Source organism: Bacillus sp. FSL K6-1218 (assembly GCF_038006445.1).
In the GTDB taxonomy this organism is placed as follows: Bacteria; Bacillota; Bacilli; order Bacillales; family Bacillaceae_G; genus Bacillus_A; species Bacillus_A thuringiensis_S.
On the sequence record NZ_JBBOVE010000001.1, the window covers coordinates 993,141 to 1,010,018 of the forward strand.

The following is a 16,878-nucleotide window of genomic DNA, read 5'->3' on the forward strand; positions in this document are numbered from 1 at the left end:
AAAAATAAAACAATTAAAGCAAGTACTCCATTTTTATTATGTTCCATAAAATTAGCTCCTTTTTCATTTACTTATATACAAAAGCCTCTAGTCGTAATTATGGCTAAAGGCTTTAATCTTCATACTTTGTACTTTATAAAAAAGTTGTACTTCTGTATTAATTTGGAATATGATTATTTAAAGAGAAGGTGATGAGTACATGCATGAAACAAAACAATTCCCGCTTATATCGGGAAATCTCTCATTAGATTTAGTAAATACAGAGTTAGTTAGGCGTGGACAACGTTATGATTTATTAATAACAGATGAAGATGTATTAGAATGGTTACATGTAATAAAGGTTAATCTTCCTTTTTTGAATGGAAAAACATTTATAGGGATTCAAGAGCGAATGAAGCTGGTTACATCTAGTATATTAGAAATAAGAAATATAATGAGAAAGCAGTTTGAGGCAATTGCTGATCAGCACGAAATTTCCAATGATTTTATTACGTATTTAGAAAAACAAATTGAGAAAGCACCGTTTACATATAAAATCATTGAACAGCAGCTAGTACCTATCCCGGTTGGAGAAATCGAGGATGTACTCACATCGTTAATTGCATTTGATGCTTTAACTTTAATAGTAGAAAATAAGCTTATTTTCCTTAAAAGGTGTTCAAACCCTGACTGTGTTTTATTATTTATAGATAAGAGTGGAAAACGAAAATGGTGTTCTATGAAAATATGTGGGAACCGGAAAAAGGTAGCAAAATTCCAGAATCGAAAATGTGAAGAAGTTTAGGGAATCAACTTATAACAGTTGATTCTTTTTTTTGTATTCTTGAACTAACCCTTAAAATTAATGTTTACAGGTTAGTTATGTCAGGTTATAATTGTTGGTAAATAAAGGAGGAGAACGATGGATAATATAACAGCAACTAAGCAGAAAGATCCTCAACCAATAAGTGTACGATATTTTACGAAAATGAAAGGGAAAGGAAGAAGCCCATTACAAATAAATGTAAAGGACTCTTTAACGGGACTACTAGGGGGATTTTTAACAATTCTTACCTTAACATATTTAACGAGCATAACCTCTACAGAATTATTAATGGCTCCATTTGGGGCGAGTTGTGTATTGGCGTTTGGAGTTTGGAATGCGCCATTATCTCAGCCGCGTAATATTATTGGAGGACATTTGATTTCAACTTTCATCGGTCTATCAATATATCATTTGTTTGGGAATGAATATTGGACAATTGCTTTAGCGGTGGGGATGGCAATAGCCGTTATGATGTTAACGAGAACGACGCACCCTCCAGCAGGCGCCGATCCGATTATCGTTATTTTAGGGGCAAATAGTTGGAGTTATTTAGTAACACCAGTTTTAATTGGCTCCGTTGTTATTGTAGTTATTGCTTTATTCATTAATAATATGAGTAGTAAAAGAAATTATCCAACTTTTTGGGTGTAGTTTGTGAAGTGAAAAATAATTTAAGTGAGTATTCTATTCTTACTATGTTTTCATTTCACATACATTTTAGTTTACAAAGAAAAGACACCCATATAAGAGTGTCTTTTCCAATAGTTTTTTAGCAGAAGCAAGAAGCTCCAACGATGATTAATAAAATAAACAATACAACTAATAGTGCAAATCCTCCAGCAAAACCGCAGCCTTCGCCGCAACTACCACCAAATCCCATAATAGTTCCTCCTTTAATAAGAGGGGAAAACAAAGGGTCACTCGTGTTTTTTAACGGATTCCATTTACTTTATGTTTTGAAGTATAAACATGAGCGGGTCCTTTTGAAAATAAAAAAGACACCTTGAGGTGCCTTTTGTCCAATGTCATTTCATTAATATTCGTTAGCATAAAATTCTTTTATTAGCTTTATTTCATTTGTATCTGGGTTAAATTTAAATATTTTAATTTGATTAGATTCGTCTTTGTATGCAAATGTATTATCGCCAACTTGGGTCATATTGCTCGTGTTTACGATAGGTTCACTACCGTGATCAGTGATTTCCACAGTTTTCTCACGATCCCAGAATGCAATGACAACAATCAAAATGATAAGACATACACGTATAAAACGTAATTCTCTTGCAACAGGATGTTCCATCTGTTAGTCTCCTTTATTGTTTGATAGATTCTGTTTATAAAAGAGATAATTCCTAGGAATAGAATATAAATAAAAAAGACACTTTAAAAAGTGTCTTTTTTATTTTAGTTATGCGCATTACTTAATAAGACGCTAGTTCCTCAGTCTGGCTATGAGTAACTATGTAGGGTAACTCCATTATAACATTTTAACCAGTAATGGGTCTATATGGAATTTAGTTGATTTTAATTTTGATGATTCATAACTATTTGTTAAGTATTTAGATGAGCTTGATATAGATGCTATGTCTTATACATTGGTCTTGCGGCAATACAACTGGAGAAAGGGGAGGTTTGCATTAATCGAGCGAGGGGCAAATCGTGGGCTTTGGGAAGAAGCTGATGTAGAAGATTATGAAGAGAGAAAGAAAGTTTTACATACATTTAAAGCACAGCTGATAAAGTGTAGAGTTATATTTCCCTTTACACGAACATAACGGTATAATATAGTTAAGTAAACTTAACTATTAAGTGAAATGAAATAAAAGCATGGAGGATGCTATGACTAGAACGTATAAAGAAGTAATTAATGAAATGAATCGAGCCTATACGGAACTCTATATTTTACTATTTCAAGATTTAAAGGATGAGTTCGGTCTTACTGGGCAGCAAGAGAGCATGCTATTTCATATTAATTTAAATGAAAACACGACAGCAAATCACATTGCGACTACTTTTAATATATCAAAAAGTGCCGTTAGCCAAGTTTTATCGAAATTGGAGAAACAGAAGATGATTTCAAAACAAGTAAACCCTAATAATAAACGTGAGTATTTCCTTACACTTGGTCCAAACGGTAGTAAGTATATAGAGCGGTTGTCTGAGTTAGATGATGTATTAATTGAGAAATACTTTTCTAAAATCGATATAAATGCCCTAGAGCAAATGACCGATACATTAACGAAAATAAATAAAGTGATATTGGAAGAAAAGCAGAAGGATCTTGATTGTAATGAGTAAGAAGCAAGATGAAACAATTAGTAGAAAGGAGGGGAAGCGTGTTATGAGTTACATACCAAATATGATTACGATAGCAAATTTTGTGTGTGGACTTTTGGCTATTCACGCTGTTTTCGTTCACGATATGTATGGTGCAGTTATGTTCATTATTACAGGTATGGTCTTTGATCTGTTTGATGGCATGGTCGCTCGGAAATTGGATTCTGTTTCGGAAATAGGCGGAGAGTTAGATTCATTTGCGGATTTAGTTACTTTTGGGGTGGCACCGTCTATTCTTGCATATAGTGCCTCGTTAAAAGATTTGCAGTCTATCGGGATAATATGTGCGCTTGCTTATAGTATTTGCGGAATGCTTCGGCTTGCAAGATTTAACATACAGCAAAGCAAACTTCCGACATTTATCGGAATGCCGATTCCATTCGCGGCAATGTGTCTCCTTATTTTATGCTTTTTAAATAATCCAGTTTCCGTGGCGTTTGGTACATGCGTACTCGCTTATTTAATGGTGAGCAAAATCAAATTTCCCCATTTTAAAAAACATATAGCTGAAAGCTTGGATCCTGAAAGCTTGGATTGATGATACGGAACTACAATGAGAAAGATAAAGGAGAATAGCATGATTCGTACGGCATTAAGATCGTTCAACATACAAATGTATTGTTTGCTAGGCGTAATGTTATTGGGATGGTTGATGACGCCTTTTTCAGCCCAGTTTGTCGGGATAAGCATTGGCCTTTTGGTGAGTATGTACTGCGCCTGGATTTTAGGAAGGCGTATTGAAAAGTTTGGAGATAGTATTGTAAAAAAAGAAAAAGCACCGATGCTCGGAATGATAAATCGGTTCGCAGCCGCAATACTAGGTGCGATTATTATGTATGAAATAGAACACCATGAATTCATGTGGACATTTGCTGCTGGAATCATGGGGGGATATTTCTTGGTTATTATTAATTTGGGGTATTACAGTATGAGGGATGCGGAGGAGTAAAGAAAAGACACCCTAAGGTGCCTTCCTTCGACTTGAACCATTTTCATTTAATACGAATCTATCCGTATTACCCCTTTGTTATAAATGTAAACACACCCTATAAAACAGAATCATCTATATACACCAGATTGTTAGTTCATAAAATACAAGAAATTTGAGATTAGCATCGGAGTAACGCCACATCCCCTAAAATGATTGATATGTTACGCCTATCAAAAGAATCTGCTTTATAGAACGTGTCCACAGTTTATATTTTACTATATTTAATATTCATTAAGTGTATTTTTTGTTAATATGTATAATTACATAAAGTTGAAGGCGAAAGAGAGTATGCTTTCGTATTGTGTAATGAAGAAAAAACACTTTAAGGTGCCTTCTTTCGATTGGAATCATCTTAATTGTATTGCGTCGTTATCATATAAGAAAAAAGACATCAATTAAGATGTCCTTTTTTCTTTGTAAAATTGGTGTTAAGAAGGTATAACCTATGAATAATATAACAATCATCGAGTAAGTTTATTATAGCAGCGATAAATAGGGTTTTTATATGTAATATTACATATATATAGATTTATTTATATTTTATTTGTATATTTTAATTGTCTGTTCCTTGTTTTAATTCGTTTAGTTATACTATTTTTTGAGTGCTCCAGCAATGGAGCCTTTTTTTAGTATTCTATTTTGATGATGTTCCATAAGATTAGCACCTTTTAAAGCTGTTTTTATATAAAAAGCCTTTAACTTGTAATTATAGCTAAAGGCTCTAAGTGTCATACTTTATAGTTTATAAAATCTTATAAGAAGAATAACCAGTATTTTATATAGAATTTATCCCGCTATTTGCCGGGCTGCCTGTAAACGCCCAAGTGGTGAGAGCTGATTAAAGTTTCACTTTATAATGTTTTTTATCCAATTTGGAATTGAAAATGTACTAGCTTGATAATGAAGCTAGGTTATTAGAAGTGAAAAATTTTAGTTTTATTATAATTAATAGAAATGAAAGTAGTGTAAATATAAATCCACTCCAAATAAGTTGATGAATACCTAAGTTTGAAATGAACCAGCCTCCAATAGTTGTTCCTAGAGTAATTCCGAGATTTGAGAATGAAACGAATAGGCTATTACCAAATTCGGGTGCTTCTCTTGCTTCACTTATTAACCATGTTTGACCAACAATTAATCCACCAGCATGCACGATTCCCCAAATGAATACCATAAAAATCATTGGAACAAGATAAGAACCTAAATAATAAACCAATATGTAAACAATAGAATATAAAATAGGGAACGATATTACTGTATTTACTATGCTTCTTTGCAAGAGACTACCAAATAAATGATTGCCTAAAATCATAACTATACCAAATATGAATAGCATGATACTGATGAGAGATCCATTCATGGAAGTTACTTTTGCAAGGTACTCGGCGAAGTAGCTGTATACGGAAAACATAGCTGCAAAAAGGAATGTTATGGTTAAAATATTTAACCATAATCCTGGTTTGCCGAGTATACGAATTTGTTTGCCGAAAGACATTTTTTCTTTAACGGGCATAGAAGGAAGTGAGATTAGCATTCCAATGAATGCAAGGGCGTTAATAAGCGCTCCGAATAAGAAAGCAATTTCTAATGAAAATTGATCTGCAAGGTAAGAGGTTAATGGTACACCTAGTGCAAAGCCAACCGTAATTCCCATGAAAACTTTTGTAACCGCTTGACCACTCTTTTCAGGAGGGGCAAGTTTAGCAGCTGTTACAAGAGCGATTGAAAAGAAGAGTGGGTGAAGTGCTGCTGGTAAAATACGAAAAACAAGCATGATTTCAAATTGTGTTGTATAAGCGTAGATTATATTTGAAATAACAAAAACAAAGATGACTGTTAATAAAATTATTTTGCGATTAATACTAGAAATGAGCAGAATTAAAAACGGACCAGAAATAGCAACGACTAGTGCGAATATACTTACTAAAAATCCTGCTTGTGCAGTTGAAATGCCAAATTTCTGAGTGATTTGTGGTAATACGCCGACAATACCCATCTCGGTAGTAATAATTCCAAACACCCCTATTGCTAGTGTAAGAATAAGTAAAGGACTTACTTTTTTCATTTGTAAAACTCTCCATTCTTATTATTATTTTGAAAGTAAAATCGATTTATTAACAAAGAAATGAGCATGATTGGATGTCAATAGTATTAGAATTATGTAATGTTAAATACAAAGACAGATATCTAAATAACTAGATATGATATGTTAAAAAAATGCTCCTTTCTATGTTTCTTACTTTTATAGGTAGCGAAGTTTTAAAAAGAATGTATTGGACAGCTATATAAAAGTAGAATGTGTGAAAGCAAATAATCAATTGGTAGGTTGATTATTTGCCTTCATTTTATAATTCGTTTTGAACGTATTCAGAAAACTCTCGTATTGTTTTTTCATTTCGGCGATAGTAGGTCCATTTTCCAATTCGGTCAGATTGTAGTAAACCTGCTTTTTTCATAGTTAATAAATAACTAGAAATAACCGATTGGGCTAAGCCAGTTTTAAGCTGGATATCTCCTACGCACACTCCAACTTGAAAACTAAGGCCTTGCTCTAGATAAGCTTTTTCATCGAAATGGTTTTCTGGATTTTTCAACCATGATAAAATTTGACATCTTGTTTCATTTGACAATGCTTTATAAATTAATAAAGGTTCCATAAGGATATTATATCTACTTTTATAGATTTGTAAATGGATTTGTGTGATTTTAAGGGAAGAAGGTATAGTTGATCCCCTCGAATAGGAACAGGGTGCTCTTGATCTGTACCTTTTGTAAAGGACATTCTAAAAAAAGTTAGGCAACCTAAAAAAGATGATTTCTGTATGCAAACAGGAGTCATTTTCTTTAAATTCTATTGATAGCAAGAGTGATTATAGTACGTCATATATTTCTTAATTTCATGTGTTAACTGAACAAACGATTCACATGAGTTTATATATGCTGCATCGGTTAAAGTATTACGGGCAAAAATGATAGTATTGTTAGGTTTAAGCATGTTGTTGCCTAGCTATCAATGGCGGATTCCTAAGAAGAGTAATAATAAAACCCAACTGAAGATTTAAGAAAAATTTTATGTTTATCCCACTCTTTATTTTAAAAGTTTTTCCTATCCTATAAATGACTTACATCATGAAGGAGACTAAAAAAGACAAAGTCATAGATGAAAATGTAAAGTTAGGGGATTCTACATGCATACAGGAGTTTTGATTAGTTATTTGTATACGTATTTTTTTACTATAATTTTTTGTATTGTGTTTCAAATTGGATTTTATTTTAAAGCGAAAAACAATATATCTATTCGGCATTTTTTATGGGTGTATGTTTTTCTATTCTACCTTTCGCTAGTGTATAAGGTGACGCAAATCGCGACTGTATGGGATATAAGTAGATATGAAACGTGGATTCGTGTAAGTCAAATCAACTTGACTCTATTTGATACGGTAGGTAGTACTACGTATCTTTTGAACATTGTACTGTTTATGCCGTTAGGTTTTTTATTACCGACTATTTGGCCGCAGTTTAGAAAGATAAAAAACACCGTATGCGCGGGATTCTTTTTTTCATTGGCAATTGAGTTAAATCAATTACTAAATAATAGAATTACAGATATTGATGATTTATTTACGAATACCCTTGGGGCAATTATTGGGTATGTCTTATATAAAGTATTATATACAGCGTTATTTAAATTGATATTGAAAAGAGAGGAAAAAAAGCTTGCTACAAACTCGTCTCTAGTCATAAAATACGAGGCTGTTTTTTGTTTAGTGTGTTCATTTGTAGGTGCGATGTTCATTTATTATCCAGCTTTATTTGGAAGACCTGTAATCATTCAGTGAGGTGATTATGAATTTCTTTTGAACGCTCGAGCGATATTTCAATTTGTAAAAAGCCTTTAACTTGTTATAGTTAAAGGCTTTTATCATCATAATTTTTACTTACCAATTACCCACTCTAACATCCGCCTTCAACCACTTCACCCAATCCAAATCCTCTACCTTAAGCAAACTGAGCGAAACACCCTTCATATCTAAAGAAGTCAACAGCGTACCAACCTTTACGAACTCCACATGTAATCCTTCCAGCTCACACAAACGGCGAATGTCATTCGCGAAAATATATTGTTCCATTAATGGTGTCGCGCCGAGTCCATTAATGAGGATAGCGAAATTGTCTCCTTTTCGCCAGCGATAAATGCTTTTTAGTTTGTTCATCAGTTCGATCGCTAATATTTCAGAAGAGGATAGCGCTTCTTTACGGTAACCTTTTTCGCCATGGATGCCGACGCCGTAAAACACTTCATCATTGTTTAATGTGAATGAAACTTTTCCTTTTACTGGATCGTTGGCAGGGGAAAGGGCAACTCCTAATGTGTGTAAGTTTTCAGTAATAGAACGGCCGAGTGCTGTTAGTTCTTCTAAAGAATGTCCTTCAAGAGCGGCCGCACCAAGTATTTTTTGAACGAAAACAGTGCCAGCTACGCCGCGTCTTCTTTTATTAAAAGAAGCATCATCTTCAATTGAAACGTCGTCATTTACGATGATGTGGTCAATTTTTCTTCCTTCTTCTTTAGCAATTTGCTTTGCCGCTAGAAAGTTTTCAACGTCATCTTTAAAGTTTTTAATGATGAATAAAATATTTTTATCTTTCGGCATGAGGCGAGTTGCCGCCACAATTTGTTCCACTGTAGGCGGAGTGAAGATGCTTCCGTTTACTGCTGCCGTAAGCATTCCTTTTCCTACATAGCCAATATCAGCGGGTTCATGTCCGCTACCACCGCCGCTTATTATAGCAACGTTTTGCTTCAGTTTTTCAATATCTTTTACATAAATGATGTTATTTGTTTCGTCGTAATTTACTTTGTCGTTATGTTCAAAATAAAAGCCATGCATCATATCTTGAACAATATTTTGTACATCATTCATAATCTTTTTCATTGCTTTTGCCACCCTTTAATTACTTTGCTGACTGCTCCAGTAATAGTAGTAATTGATTGTTTATCATATTTTTCATGAGAGAAGACATAATGGATGGATTTACTTCGCACTTGCTTTCAATCCAATCTTTTATCGTTCCAACGAAGCCGTGACTATAAAAGGAGGCAATCGTATTTTTTGTCTCATCAGAAAGGCTGAATCCACAGTTCGCAGATAATTCATCAATAATCTTCATATATAAGTTTTTCGTATGCTCAAATAAATAGTGATTAAACGAGTTTTGTTCAATGACTTTAAAAGCATTTCGGTAAAATTTTTGATTTTCATAAAAGTAATCAAATAATAAATCGAAAATGTTTTCCCATGTTTCATAATCGAGAAAGTCGATAATGTTTTCTTTCGTTTCTTCTCTATAAATCCAGCTTAATAGTTCAAATTTATCTTTAAAATGATAATAAAAAGTTTGCCTACGCATTTGACAGTGTAACATAATATCGCTCACTGATATTTTATGAAACGACTCTGTTTCCATTAAATATTTCAATGAGTTCGCGATTATTTTTTTAGAAATTATAGAAGAGGTCATCTGAATCATCCCTAGAATGTTATTAATATAAAAATCCTATCTATAAATGAGAGCGGTGTCTTTAGACAGATTGTCCATTTTGTCCGTTTACTATAAAACGCTTTCATTTTAACATGAGTAGTAAGAAGAAGATTTCAAATATATCACAATATATTAAAGGAATTGAGGGATAATCACAATGAAAAAGATTATAAACAAACCAGAAACATTAGTAATGGAAATGTGTAACGGAATGGTTATGGCTCACCCAGAGCTTGAACTTTTGAAAAAATATAAAGTTATTAAGAAGAAAGAAATGAACGAAAACAAAGTAACGTTAATTAGTGGCGGCGGTAGTGGCCATGAGCCGGCACATGCAGGATTAGTCGGAAAAGGAATGTTAGATGCGGCGGTGTGCGGAGATGTGTTTGCGTCACCTTCACAAATTCAGGTGTATCAAGCGATTAAAGAGACAGCTAGTAAAAAAGGAACGTTATTAATTATTAAAAATTACAGCGGCGATATTATGAATTTCAAAAACGGAGCTCATTTAGCGACGGAAGATGGAATTGAAGTCGACTACGTAAAAGTGGATGATGATATTGCGGTAGAAGATAGCCTATATACAGTAGGACGCCGCGGCGTTGCGGGAGTTATTTTAGTTCATAAAATTGCCGGCGCAGCAGCGGAAGAAGGTATGGATTTAGGAGCGGTGAAAGCTGTAGCGGAAAAAGCAGCGGCTAACGTGCGCACAATCGGTTTAGCGTTAACTTCTTGTACAGTTCCAGCGAGCGGATCACCTACTTTCACACTTGCGGAAGATGAAATGGAATACGGCGTAGGTATTCACGGCGAACCAGGAATTAAGCGTGAAAAAATGCTGTCAGCAGATGAACTAGCTAACCGTATGACAAATGATCTTGTAAAAGATTTAGGAGTAAAAGATGGCGAGGAAATCGCACTTCTAGTTAACGGTTTTGGCGGAACACCACTGCAAGAACTTTACTTATTTAACAACGCAGTGACGCGAGAACTAGCTGCTAGAAACATTAAAATTAATAGAGTATTTGTCGGTAACTATATGACGAGTATCGATATGGCTGGTATGTCTTTAACAGTAATGAAATTAGATGATGAGCTAAAAACATTACTATCGAAAGAATGTAATACACCAGCGTTTAAAGTAGATGGACCAGTTGAAAGTGTTGAGTACGTAAATGTGCTTGAAGAGACAGAAGAGAAGGAAGTTTCCTTTGAAATAGAAACAGCGGAAGAGCACGCTGTTATAAAAGATAATGTCATTACATTAAACAACATGATTTATCTCGTTGATAAAATGAGCGACGTTATTATTAAAAATGAAGTACCGTTCTGTGAGCTAGATACGCATGCTGGCGACGGCGACTTCGGAATGAGTGTTGCAAAAGGATTTAAGCAATTAAAACGTGAGTGGCATTCTATTGTAGAACAAGAAAACGTAACGATCGGATCATTCCTTGACGGTTGTTCGATGATTATTATGGAACATTGCGGCGGCGCATCTGGTCCAATTTGGGGTGGTGCATTCCGCGCAGCTAGTAAAGCAGCGGGCGAAAAACGTGAGTTAACAGTGAAAGAGTTCGCTGAAGTGTTGCAGGCAGCACTTCACGGTATACAATCTATCGGTGAAAGATCATTCGGTAGAGGAGCAGTAGTTGGTGACAAAACACTTGTTGACGCACTTGCTCCATGTGTAGACTCTTGGTTAGCTAGCGCTTCAAACGAAGAAGACGTAAAAACTGCCTTTGAAAAAGGTGCAGAAGCAGCAGTTAAAGGAGCAGAGTATACGAAAGAAATCGTAGCTCGCATGGGCCGCGCTGGTACAGTTGGCGAAAGAAGTTTAGGATATCCAGATGCAGGTGCACATGCGCTTGGGGTTATCTTTACGGAGATTGCGGGTAGTTTGAGATAGAAATTGGAAAGTCCCTCTGCTTTAAGGCGGAGGGATTTTTATATAGTTGATATGTAGAAGACTTCTTTCGGTTCTTTCTCTGTAAAATATGAGTTTGTTACTATTTTTGATAAAACATTATTTCAAAGCGACACTTAATATTTCTCAACATGCATATATTGAAAATAGTTAGAAAATTTAAGATAATCATTTATGAAGAAATATATTATAAAAAAAGGGGGAATTTATTTTGTTACGTCGCTTATCTATTTGTACAGTACTAACAGCTTTTATATTTACTTTATTTACATTTAACGGCTCTGCTTTCGCGGCTACGAATGCTACTGAAAATGAAAATGTAGTAGCAGCTTGTGCAAAGGGAGGTACGGTAGGTGTATATGGTGCAAAGATGCGCAGTGGTTATACTGTCGATTCACCTGTCTTACATACATTTAATGATGGTACGAAAATTACTGGAACATGGGTAACTGGTGAATATGTTCAAGGTCATTACAGTAATTCTAAACAGTGGTTAAAAGTTACATATAAAGGGATGACAGGTTATGTATCCCATACAACATTATATAACGTTTGCTCATAAAACTATGTACCATAATAGCTTTGGATATATTGAGCTAATCTCTTCTAGAGATTAGTTCTTTTTTTATCTCTTAGTTTTTAATGGGGCATTTTTTGAAAAAGACCAACGATTCATTAAATCGATGGTCTTATGTTTATCCCGCATTAACGGGCAGTAAGACCCACACCTCAAAATTCAGCGGAAGCAAAGAAGTTAGGTGGAGGATCAACTGCCCGTAAACGCCCGATTGGTTCAACTAATAATCAGTGGGGGATGAACAAAACCCCCACTGATTAAAGTTTCACTTTATATATTATTCATTTGTATCTATATCAAATTTTCCGGTACTTTTTGCTTATTTGAGAGATTTCTTCAATCAAATTGTATTTTAGACTTAGTTTTTTTGTGATTGCAGCTTATCAATTTTCCAGTATGTTTGTAGAGGGTCTAAAGAGCTTTCAATATAAAACATATATTCATCTACGGTACGTGGTACTTCAAAAGCTATTTTCAATTCTACCGTTTCATTTGGTTTAACTTGTATATCAGAAGGGTTTTGATCAAGTACCTTTCCTTTATAGGCCTTTCCGTCTTTTTCATCTTTTAAGTTATATTTTAATTCTGATAGTCCAATCGTTTGACCTCGTACATTTTTTACAGAGACATTAACAATGATGGAATCGTTGCTATCATTTAAATATGCACTTTGAACGGCGGTCAAGTAATAGCCTCCCTTAACACTCTCACCAACTAATAAAATACCTTGTTCCAAGCGGCTCATATCTTCCTTTTCTTCAAAGTTTATTAATTCTTCATTTACATTTTTTGCGCTTGGTTCTTCTATTGGAACATTTTCAACGGCACTATCTGTTTTATCTTGTGTGCAAGCAGCCGTAACACTGACTAATACTAGAATGAAAGTAAGTAATATAGATAATTTTCTCATAAAATTTATCTGTCTCCTTAAGTTTCTCAATTTTGTGCAACTATACATATAAGATTAACATAATGTCTCATTATTGGCTCAAAATAGGTGGTCTTTTAAACAACTTATTCTTTTTACTTTTAATATACATTCGATTGGTTCTCGCGATATTTGTTAATCTTTTAAAACATTGGCTTAGTAATACCGAGGGTTATTATAGATATATTAATCATGTAATTTGTCCATATCAAAATGAACGTTTTTTGCATCTAATATATTGTAAATAGATTTTATTTTGAAAGGATGTGATTATATGGCCCATAAATCTACTGGAGTGTTTCGAGTTCCAGTCTCTGAAAATGGGATTATTCCAACTGCTCTCAACATTATGCTAAACAATGATTCACGTTGCCATACTAGTAATGTAACGGTAACTGTTAAGAGAAGTCGAAACACTTTTTTCCCAACTCAAAATGAATTAGTTGAAATCTCTCGTACTTTTGTTTCTTTAGAACCAAACAGAACAACTAAGATTGTGTTATTTACTCCAGAATTTCAAATAGAAGATTTTCTTGATGTCATCATTAGTGGAAATAAAGAGGATGTTAAGGATGTTCTTGTATATTCTTTCTTAGCAGATTCAGTAGGTCACAATCTGCCATCTACTGTTTTCAGAAATGCAGAATACACTTTTGCTTGCTGACACAGTGATGATATATTCTTTACTGTCGTATATCTGAATTGAAATGTTGCAAACAGCACTTCAAGGCATATAATCTATCGTTGAAAGATCATTCGGCAGAGGAGCGGTAGTTGGTGAAAGAAGTTTAGGATATCCAGATGCAGGTGCACATACGCTTGGGGTTATCTTTACGGAAATTTTAGGTAGTTTGAAATAGAAATTAAAAGATCCCTTCTACCTTAAGGTGGAGGGGGTTTCTTAATATTGTTTTTTGATATATATTGCTAAATATGTTCCAATAATTCATTCTATTGTATTGAGAATAATGTCATCTACATCAAAAAAACGGCTTATAAAAGGAACTAGTATTTGAGGTGGGTTTATTAACGAATTTTATATATAGCATGAATGAAAATGAGATAAATAAAACAATATTCCCTATTATGTTTTTAAAAATTAATTGAGCAGCTCCTTGTAAAAATAAAGAAAAGACACCTAAAGGTGCCTTCCGCCGACTTAAATTAATTTTAATATTATCGATCTAAGTTTAAAAGCTGTAGGGATTTTTTCTGTGGGTTTTGTAAGTAGTTTTTACGAAATTATGAGTGTTTTTTATTTTGTATTTCAATAAGTTCATCTGGTAGCATTTTTGTATAATATTCTTTTTCTGTTAGTTCAAATATAAATAATGCTTTTTTCCAGTTATAAATAACATCTTCTACATTATGTTGTTTCATTTTTAATAAACACTGACCTTTTAAATAGAATAGTTCACCTAGTAGGTATAAAGTATTTAGATTAATTGCTAATTTGATACCCTTATCAATGTACTTTATTGCCTCTTCATATTGATATGTGAAGTCGAAACATTTTGCTAAATTTAACATGAGTTTTAATTTAATTTCTTTATCTTTAGGAAAATCTAACTTATTAAAATTAGTTAAACATCTTTTGAATATATTAATACTTTTTTCATATTCTTTATTTTCCGCATAAAATATAGCCATTGTTTGCATAATATCTATTTCTCTTTCTGATAAAAAATCAGAATTAGTTAAAGTCAGTTTTAATGCATTATTTAAAAAATCTAAAGCAGTTTTTATTGATTTATCCACCACAAATATAGCAATTGCTTCATGCCATATTAGAAATTGTTTCTCATCTTTTGTTTGAAAATTATTTAAGTTTTTCTCTTTTTTTACTATTTCATAAAGTTCTTTATATTGTTTTTGTTTTAAGCAATCTTTTATTACGTATTTTACATTTTCTACATATTTTAATCTTTTGTTTTGAGTTAGTGCAAATATGTTATTCGGATCAATACCAAGTCTTTCTGATAATTGATATAACAATATACTAGATGGATAAATCATACCTTTTTCAATCTTGCTAATTTGACTTTGTGAACATATTCCATGACATAATTCGGATTGTGATATATTTTTTTTAATTCTAAGTTCTTTAATGGTAATACCCAAATCGTTAAATTCCATTTTTCCACCTACTATTTAGCACTTTATTAATATAAGAACATTCTCTAACCTTAATGTAATGTAAAATTAATATAGTTGCAATTATTGTTTTAAAGGGCTTATCGTTTCTATAAGATGGTGAGATTTTTTTATGTACAAAAAAGACACCCTAAGGTGCCTTTCGTCGACTTGAACCACGTTCATTTAATATAAACCTATCTGTATTTTCACATGCTTTTCCAATTCCTCTATTTTCCATTTGATAAAATGAAATCCTAATATTACCAATAATTAAATAAATATTTCTACATATTCAAGATATTTACATAAATTACAAAAGTGATACATTTAAGTTGTAAGTTATAAAAACTATTAAAGGGGGATTTATTATGTTCAAGAAATTAGTAGTAGGAGCGTTAGCAACAGGTATTGCATTAACAGGAGGAATTGGGGCAGCTTCAGCTGATACGCAAAAAGCTGTGAGCTCTCCGAAACAAGCAACATGCTCAATTCCTTATGAGTATTCTAACGGTAAGTTCAAAAGAACTCTTTATTACTCAAATGGAGTATATGCTAATAGTTTTAATGAAAATGTTTGTGGCGGGACGATTACGTGGTATTTAAAACAGGTTCAAAATGGAGTTGCTTTTTACGAAGGTAATTTAAAATAGTAGATTTTTTGAACCTCATTTATTGAGGTTCTTTTATTTTTAGTTTTTAAACTGATTCTCTATAAAAAAGGCACCCTAAGGTGCCTTCTTGCGATTTGATCCATCGTAATATGGTATTGGATGCCAATCCAATTATTATTTTACCACGTTAAGTAGTTGCGGTTATTGAGAAACAATAAAACTCTTTATTTGAATGCAAAAAGCCCTAGGGGGACTAGGACTTTTTTCTAGAATGAATATGATTTAAAAAAGGACTTATATAACGTAACATATGAATGTTTCGTAAATGTATCAAAAAAGTGAACAAAAGCGTTAATTTAAATAAAAAAAGCTCCGCGATAAGAGCTGCGGAGCTTCATAAGGTCGAGTTATGTCGTACTCACAAGGGATTTTAACATGGATGTTGTGGTAAAAATACTGGTAAATTTATCCCGTAAAAGCCCGATTGGTTTAACTAATAATCAGTAGAGGATGAATAAAACCCCACTGATTAAAGTTTCACTTCATTCGAAGGAATTCATGTTTTATAAATTAGATTATGATAGTTGATATTCTCCATATTGACCAGAAAAGAACTAAAAATTCTAGTGAAATTCCCAGTGTTCGTTTCCTAGTTTTTTGAAATTCTTTTATTAAATAGCCAACAGCACTAATTGCTATAAGAATGAAAAGAATAAGTTCGAGTGTAACTGGCATTTTATCTACTCCTAATACAATAATTTATTATATAAAGATTATAAGATATTTTTATGGCTAGTGGTGAAAAATTCAATAGAACTATTTCTAAATGGATGAAATGTTTCAACAGACCAATCAAAGGTTAATACAACAAGTGTTATACAATATACGCATGGAGAGCCGTGGGGCTGACGAAGTATTGAAGTATAAAGAGTTGTTAGATCAAAGGATTATTACCGAAGAAGAGTTCGAAGTGTAGAAACAGTAATTATTAGGTATATAGATGAAACGCTCAGATGAGCGTT

Annotated in this window: 20 protein-coding genes and 2 pseudogenes; 13 read left to right on the plus strand and 9 right to left on the minus strand. The window is 33.2% G+C overall.

The window, feature by feature from the left end:
- Positions 1–199 precede the first annotated feature (199 nt).
- Both MHI26_RS05175 and MHI26_RS05180 read left to right on the plus strand, forming a co-directional pair.
- The gene (locus tag MHI26_RS05175) at positions 200–784 is read left to right on the plus strand and encodes a CGNR zinc finger domain-containing protein (RefSeq protein WP_061667537.1); all 585 of its coding nucleotides are present in this window, start codon (positions 200–202) and stop codon (positions 782–784) included.
- A 117-nt stretch (positions 785–901) separates the two neighbouring features.
- Positions 902–1,456, plus strand: a complete 555-nt coding sequence (locus MHI26_RS05180) for an HPP family protein (protein WP_061667538.1) — start codon at positions 902–904, stop codon at positions 1,454–1,456.
- A gap of 118 nt (positions 1,457–1,574) precedes the next feature.
- On the opposite strand, the gene MHI26_RS05185 is transcribed toward MHI26_RS05180, so the two are convergent.
- Both MHI26_RS05185 and MHI26_RS05190 read right to left on the minus strand, forming a co-directional pair.
- Positions 1,575–1,685 carry a YjcZ family sporulation protein gene (locus MHI26_RS05185; protein WP_000505669.1) on the minus strand — a complete coding sequence of 37 codons (111 nt, stop codon included), beginning with the start codon at positions 1,683–1,685 and terminating at the stop codon, positions 1,575–1,577.
- Between the two features lie 153 nt (positions 1,686–1,838).
- Positions 1,839–2,105 (minus strand): YmzC family protein, encoded by a 267-nt coding sequence (locus MHI26_RS05190; protein WP_000400972.1) that lies wholly within the window; start codon positions 2,103–2,105, stop codon positions 1,839–1,841.
- A gap of 285 nt (positions 2,106–2,390) precedes the next feature.
- Between MHI26_RS05190 and MHI26_RS05195 the strand changes: the two are divergent.
- The 4 genes and pseudogenes from MHI26_RS05195 to MHI26_RS05210 all read left to right on the plus strand — a co-directional run.
- Positions 2,391–2,580, plus strand: a pseudogene (locus MHI26_RS05195) (hypothetical protein); the annotation flags it as partial.
- A 64-nt stretch (positions 2,581–2,644) separates the two neighbouring features.
- Positions 2,645–3,103: a MarR family winged helix-turn-helix transcriptional regulator gene (locus MHI26_RS05200; protein ID WP_000198953.1), complete on the plus strand. Its 459-nt coding sequence runs from the start codon at positions 2,645–2,647 to the stop codon at positions 3,101–3,103.
- Positions 3,096–3,680 carry a CDP-diacylglycerol--serine O-phosphatidyltransferase gene (gene pssA / locus MHI26_RS05205; protein WP_000038936.1) on the plus strand — a complete coding sequence of 195 codons (585 nt, stop codon included), beginning with the start codon at positions 3,096–3,098 and terminating at the stop codon, positions 3,678–3,680. The genes MHI26_RS05200 and pssA overlap by 8 nt, the downstream gene beginning before the upstream one ends.
- Positions 3,681–3,719: 39 nt before the next feature.
- Positions 3,720–4,091: an ATP synthase subunit I gene (locus MHI26_RS05210; RefSeq protein WP_000621424.1), complete on the plus strand. Its 372-nt coding sequence runs from the start codon at positions 3,720–3,722 to the stop codon at positions 4,089–4,091.
- A gap of 931 nt (positions 4,092–5,022) precedes the next feature.
- Here MHI26_RS05210 and MHI26_RS05215 read toward each other — a convergent pair.
- The 3 genes and pseudogenes from MHI26_RS05215 to MHI26_RS05225 all read right to left on the minus strand — a co-directional run.
- Positions 5,023–6,198, minus strand: a complete 1,176-nt coding sequence (locus MHI26_RS05215; RefSeq protein WP_000757911.1) for an MFS transporter — start codon at positions 6,196–6,198, stop codon at positions 5,023–5,025.
- Between the two features lie 280 nt (positions 6,199–6,478).
- Positions 6,479–6,790: an ArsR/SmtB family transcription factor gene (locus tag MHI26_RS05220; RefSeq protein ID WP_000433538.1), complete on the minus strand. Its 312-nt coding sequence runs from the start codon at positions 6,788–6,790 to the stop codon at positions 6,479–6,481.
- A gap of 194 nt (positions 6,791–6,984) precedes the next feature.
- Positions 6,985–7,086 (minus strand): annotated as a pseudogene (locus MHI26_RS05225) (TetR family transcriptional regulator); the annotation flags it as partial.
- 235 nt (positions 7,087–7,321) lie between these two features.
- Between MHI26_RS05225 and MHI26_RS05230 the strand changes: the two are divergent.
- The gene (locus MHI26_RS05230) at positions 7,322–7,972 is read left to right on the plus strand and encodes a VanZ family protein (RefSeq protein WP_000556848.1); all 651 of its coding nucleotides are present in this window, start codon (positions 7,322–7,324) and stop codon (positions 7,970–7,972) included.
- Between the two features lie 99 nt (positions 7,973–8,071).
- Here the strand turns inward: MHI26_RS05230 and dhaQ are convergent, their stop codons facing one another.
- Positions 8,072–9,070 carry a DhaKLM operon coactivator DhaQ gene (gene dhaQ / locus MHI26_RS05235; RefSeq protein ID WP_061667539.1) on the minus strand — a complete coding sequence of 333 codons (999 nt, stop codon included), beginning with the start codon at positions 9,068–9,070 and terminating at the stop codon, positions 8,072–8,074.
- A gap of 19 nt (positions 9,071–9,089) precedes the next feature.
- Positions 9,090–9,656: a dihydroxyacetone kinase transcriptional activator DhaS gene (gene dhaS / locus MHI26_RS05240; RefSeq protein ID WP_000204215.1), complete on the minus strand. Its 567-nt coding sequence runs from the start codon at positions 9,654–9,656 to the stop codon at positions 9,090–9,092.
- 178 nt (positions 9,657–9,834) lie between these two features.
- Between dhaS and dhaK the strand changes: the two genes are divergently transcribed.
- Positions 9,835–11,586, plus strand: coding sequence for a dihydroxyacetone kinase subunit DhaK (gene dhaK, locus MHI26_RS05245; protein WP_000720765.1), 1,752 nt, complete (start codon positions 9,835–9,837; stop codon positions 11,584–11,586).
- A 229-nt stretch (positions 11,587–11,815) separates the two neighbouring features.
- Complete coding sequence (locus MHI26_RS05250) at positions 11,816–12,166, plus strand: SH3 domain-containing protein (RefSeq protein ID WP_000946191.1); 351 nt, start codon at positions 11,816–11,818, stop codon at positions 12,164–12,166.
- Between the two features lie 373 nt (positions 12,167–12,539).
- On the opposite strand, the gene MHI26_RS05255 is transcribed toward MHI26_RS05250, so the two are convergent.
- On the minus strand, positions 12,540–13,091 hold the full coding sequence (locus tag MHI26_RS05255; RefSeq protein ID WP_001228906.1) for a DUF4352 domain-containing protein: 552 nt from the start codon (positions 13,089–13,091) through the stop codon (positions 12,540–12,542).
- A gap of 292 nt (positions 13,092–13,383) precedes the next feature.
- On the opposite strand from MHI26_RS05255, the gene MHI26_RS05260 reads away from it, so the two are divergent.
- Positions 13,384–13,773 carry a hypothetical protein gene (locus tag MHI26_RS05260; RefSeq protein WP_000940659.1) on the plus strand — a complete coding sequence of 130 codons (390 nt, stop codon included), beginning with the start codon at positions 13,384–13,386 and terminating at the stop codon, positions 13,771–13,773.
- Positions 13,774–13,849: 76 nt separating this feature from the next.
- Positions 13,850–13,969: a DAK2 domain-containing protein gene (locus tag MHI26_RS05265; protein WP_071713771.1), complete on the plus strand. Its 120-nt coding sequence runs from the start codon at positions 13,850–13,852 to the stop codon at positions 13,967–13,969.
- Positions 13,970–14,351: 382 nt separating this feature from the next.
- Here MHI26_RS05265 and MHI26_RS05270 read toward each other — a convergent pair whose 3' ends face one another.
- Complete coding sequence (locus MHI26_RS05270) at positions 14,352–15,245, minus strand: helix-turn-helix domain-containing protein (protein ID WP_086406493.1); 894 nt, start codon at positions 15,243–15,245, stop codon at positions 14,352–14,354.
- Between the two features lie 368 nt (positions 15,246–15,613).
- On the opposite strand from MHI26_RS05270, the gene MHI26_RS05275 reads away from it, so the two are divergent.
- Positions 15,614–15,895, plus strand: coding sequence for an LCI fold-containing protein (locus tag MHI26_RS05275; RefSeq protein WP_061665822.1), 282 nt, complete (start codon positions 15,614–15,616; stop codon positions 15,893–15,895).
- A gap of 796 nt (positions 15,896–16,691) precedes the next feature.
- Positions 16,692–16,832, plus strand: a complete 141-nt coding sequence (locus MHI26_RS05280) for a hypothetical protein (RefSeq protein WP_176520906.1) — start codon at positions 16,692–16,694, stop codon at positions 16,830–16,832.
- The last annotated feature ends 46 nt before the right edge of the window (positions 16,833–16,878 follow it).

What these genes read in the sequence shown, in the direction of transcription:
- MHI26_RS05175 (WP_061667537.1), top strand. Translation starts at nt 200, where the DNA reads ATGCATGAAACAAAACAATTCCCGCTTATATCGGGAAATCTCTCATTA.
- MHI26_RS05180 (WP_061667538.1), top strand. Translation starts at nt 902, where the DNA reads ATGGATAATATAACAGCAACTAAGCAGAAAGATCCTCAACCAATAAGT.
- MHI26_RS05185 (WP_000505669.1), bottom strand. Translation starts at nt 1,685, where the DNA reads ATGGGATTTGGTGGTAGTTGCGGCGAAGGCTGCGGTTTTGCTGGAGGA.
- MHI26_RS05190 (WP_000400972.1), bottom strand. Translation starts at nt 2,105, where the DNA reads ATGGAACATCCTGTTGCAAGAGAATTACGTTTTATACGTGTATGTCTT.
- MHI26_RS05200 (WP_000198953.1), top strand. Translation starts at nt 2,645, where the DNA reads ATGACTAGAACGTATAAAGAAGTAATTAATGAAATGAATCGAGCCTAT.
- pssA (WP_000038936.1), top strand. Translation starts at nt 3,096, where the DNA reads ATGAGTAAGAAGCAAGATGAAACAATTAGTAGAAAGGAGGGGAAGCGT.
- MHI26_RS05210 (WP_000621424.1), top strand. Translation starts at nt 3,720, where the DNA reads ATGATTCGTACGGCATTAAGATCGTTCAACATACAAATGTATTGTTTG.
- MHI26_RS05215 (WP_000757911.1), bottom strand. Translation starts at nt 6,198, where the DNA reads ATGAAAAAAGTAAGTCCTTTACTTATTCTTACACTAGCAATAGGGGTG.
- MHI26_RS05220 (WP_000433538.1), bottom strand. Translation starts at nt 6,790, where the DNA reads ATGGAACCTTTATTAATTTATAAAGCATTGTCAAATGAAACAAGATGT.
- MHI26_RS05230 (WP_000556848.1), top strand. Translation starts at nt 7,322, where the DNA reads ATGCATACAGGAGTTTTGATTAGTTATTTGTATACGTATTTTTTTACT.
- dhaQ (WP_061667539.1), bottom strand. Translation starts at nt 9,070, where the DNA reads ATGAAAAAGATTATGAATGATGTACAAAATATTGTTCAAGATATGATG.
- dhaS (WP_000204215.1), bottom strand. Translation starts at nt 9,656, where the DNA reads ATGACCTCTTCTATAATTTCTAAAAAAATAATCGCGAACTCATTGAAA.
- dhaK (WP_000720765.1), top strand. Translation starts at nt 9,835, where the DNA reads ATGAAAAAGATTATAAACAAACCAGAAACATTAGTAATGGAAATGTGT.
- MHI26_RS05255 (WP_001228906.1), bottom strand. Translation starts at nt 13,091, where the DNA reads ATGAGAAAATTATCTATATTACTTACTTTCATTCTAGTATTAGTCAGT.
- MHI26_RS05260 (WP_000940659.1), top strand. Translation starts at nt 13,384, where the DNA reads ATGGCCCATAAATCTACTGGAGTGTTTCGAGTTCCAGTCTCTGAAAAT.
- MHI26_RS05270 (WP_086406493.1), bottom strand. Translation starts at nt 15,245, where the DNA reads ATGGAATTTAACGATTTGGGTATTACCATTAAAGAACTTAGAATTAAA.
- MHI26_RS05275 (WP_061665822.1), top strand. Translation starts at nt 15,614, where the DNA reads ATGTTCAAGAAATTAGTAGTAGGAGCGTTAGCAACAGGTATTGCATTA.
- MHI26_RS05280 (WP_176520906.1), top strand. Translation starts at nt 16,692, where the DNA reads ATGTTTCAACAGACCAATCAAAGGTTAATACAACAAGTGTTATACAAT.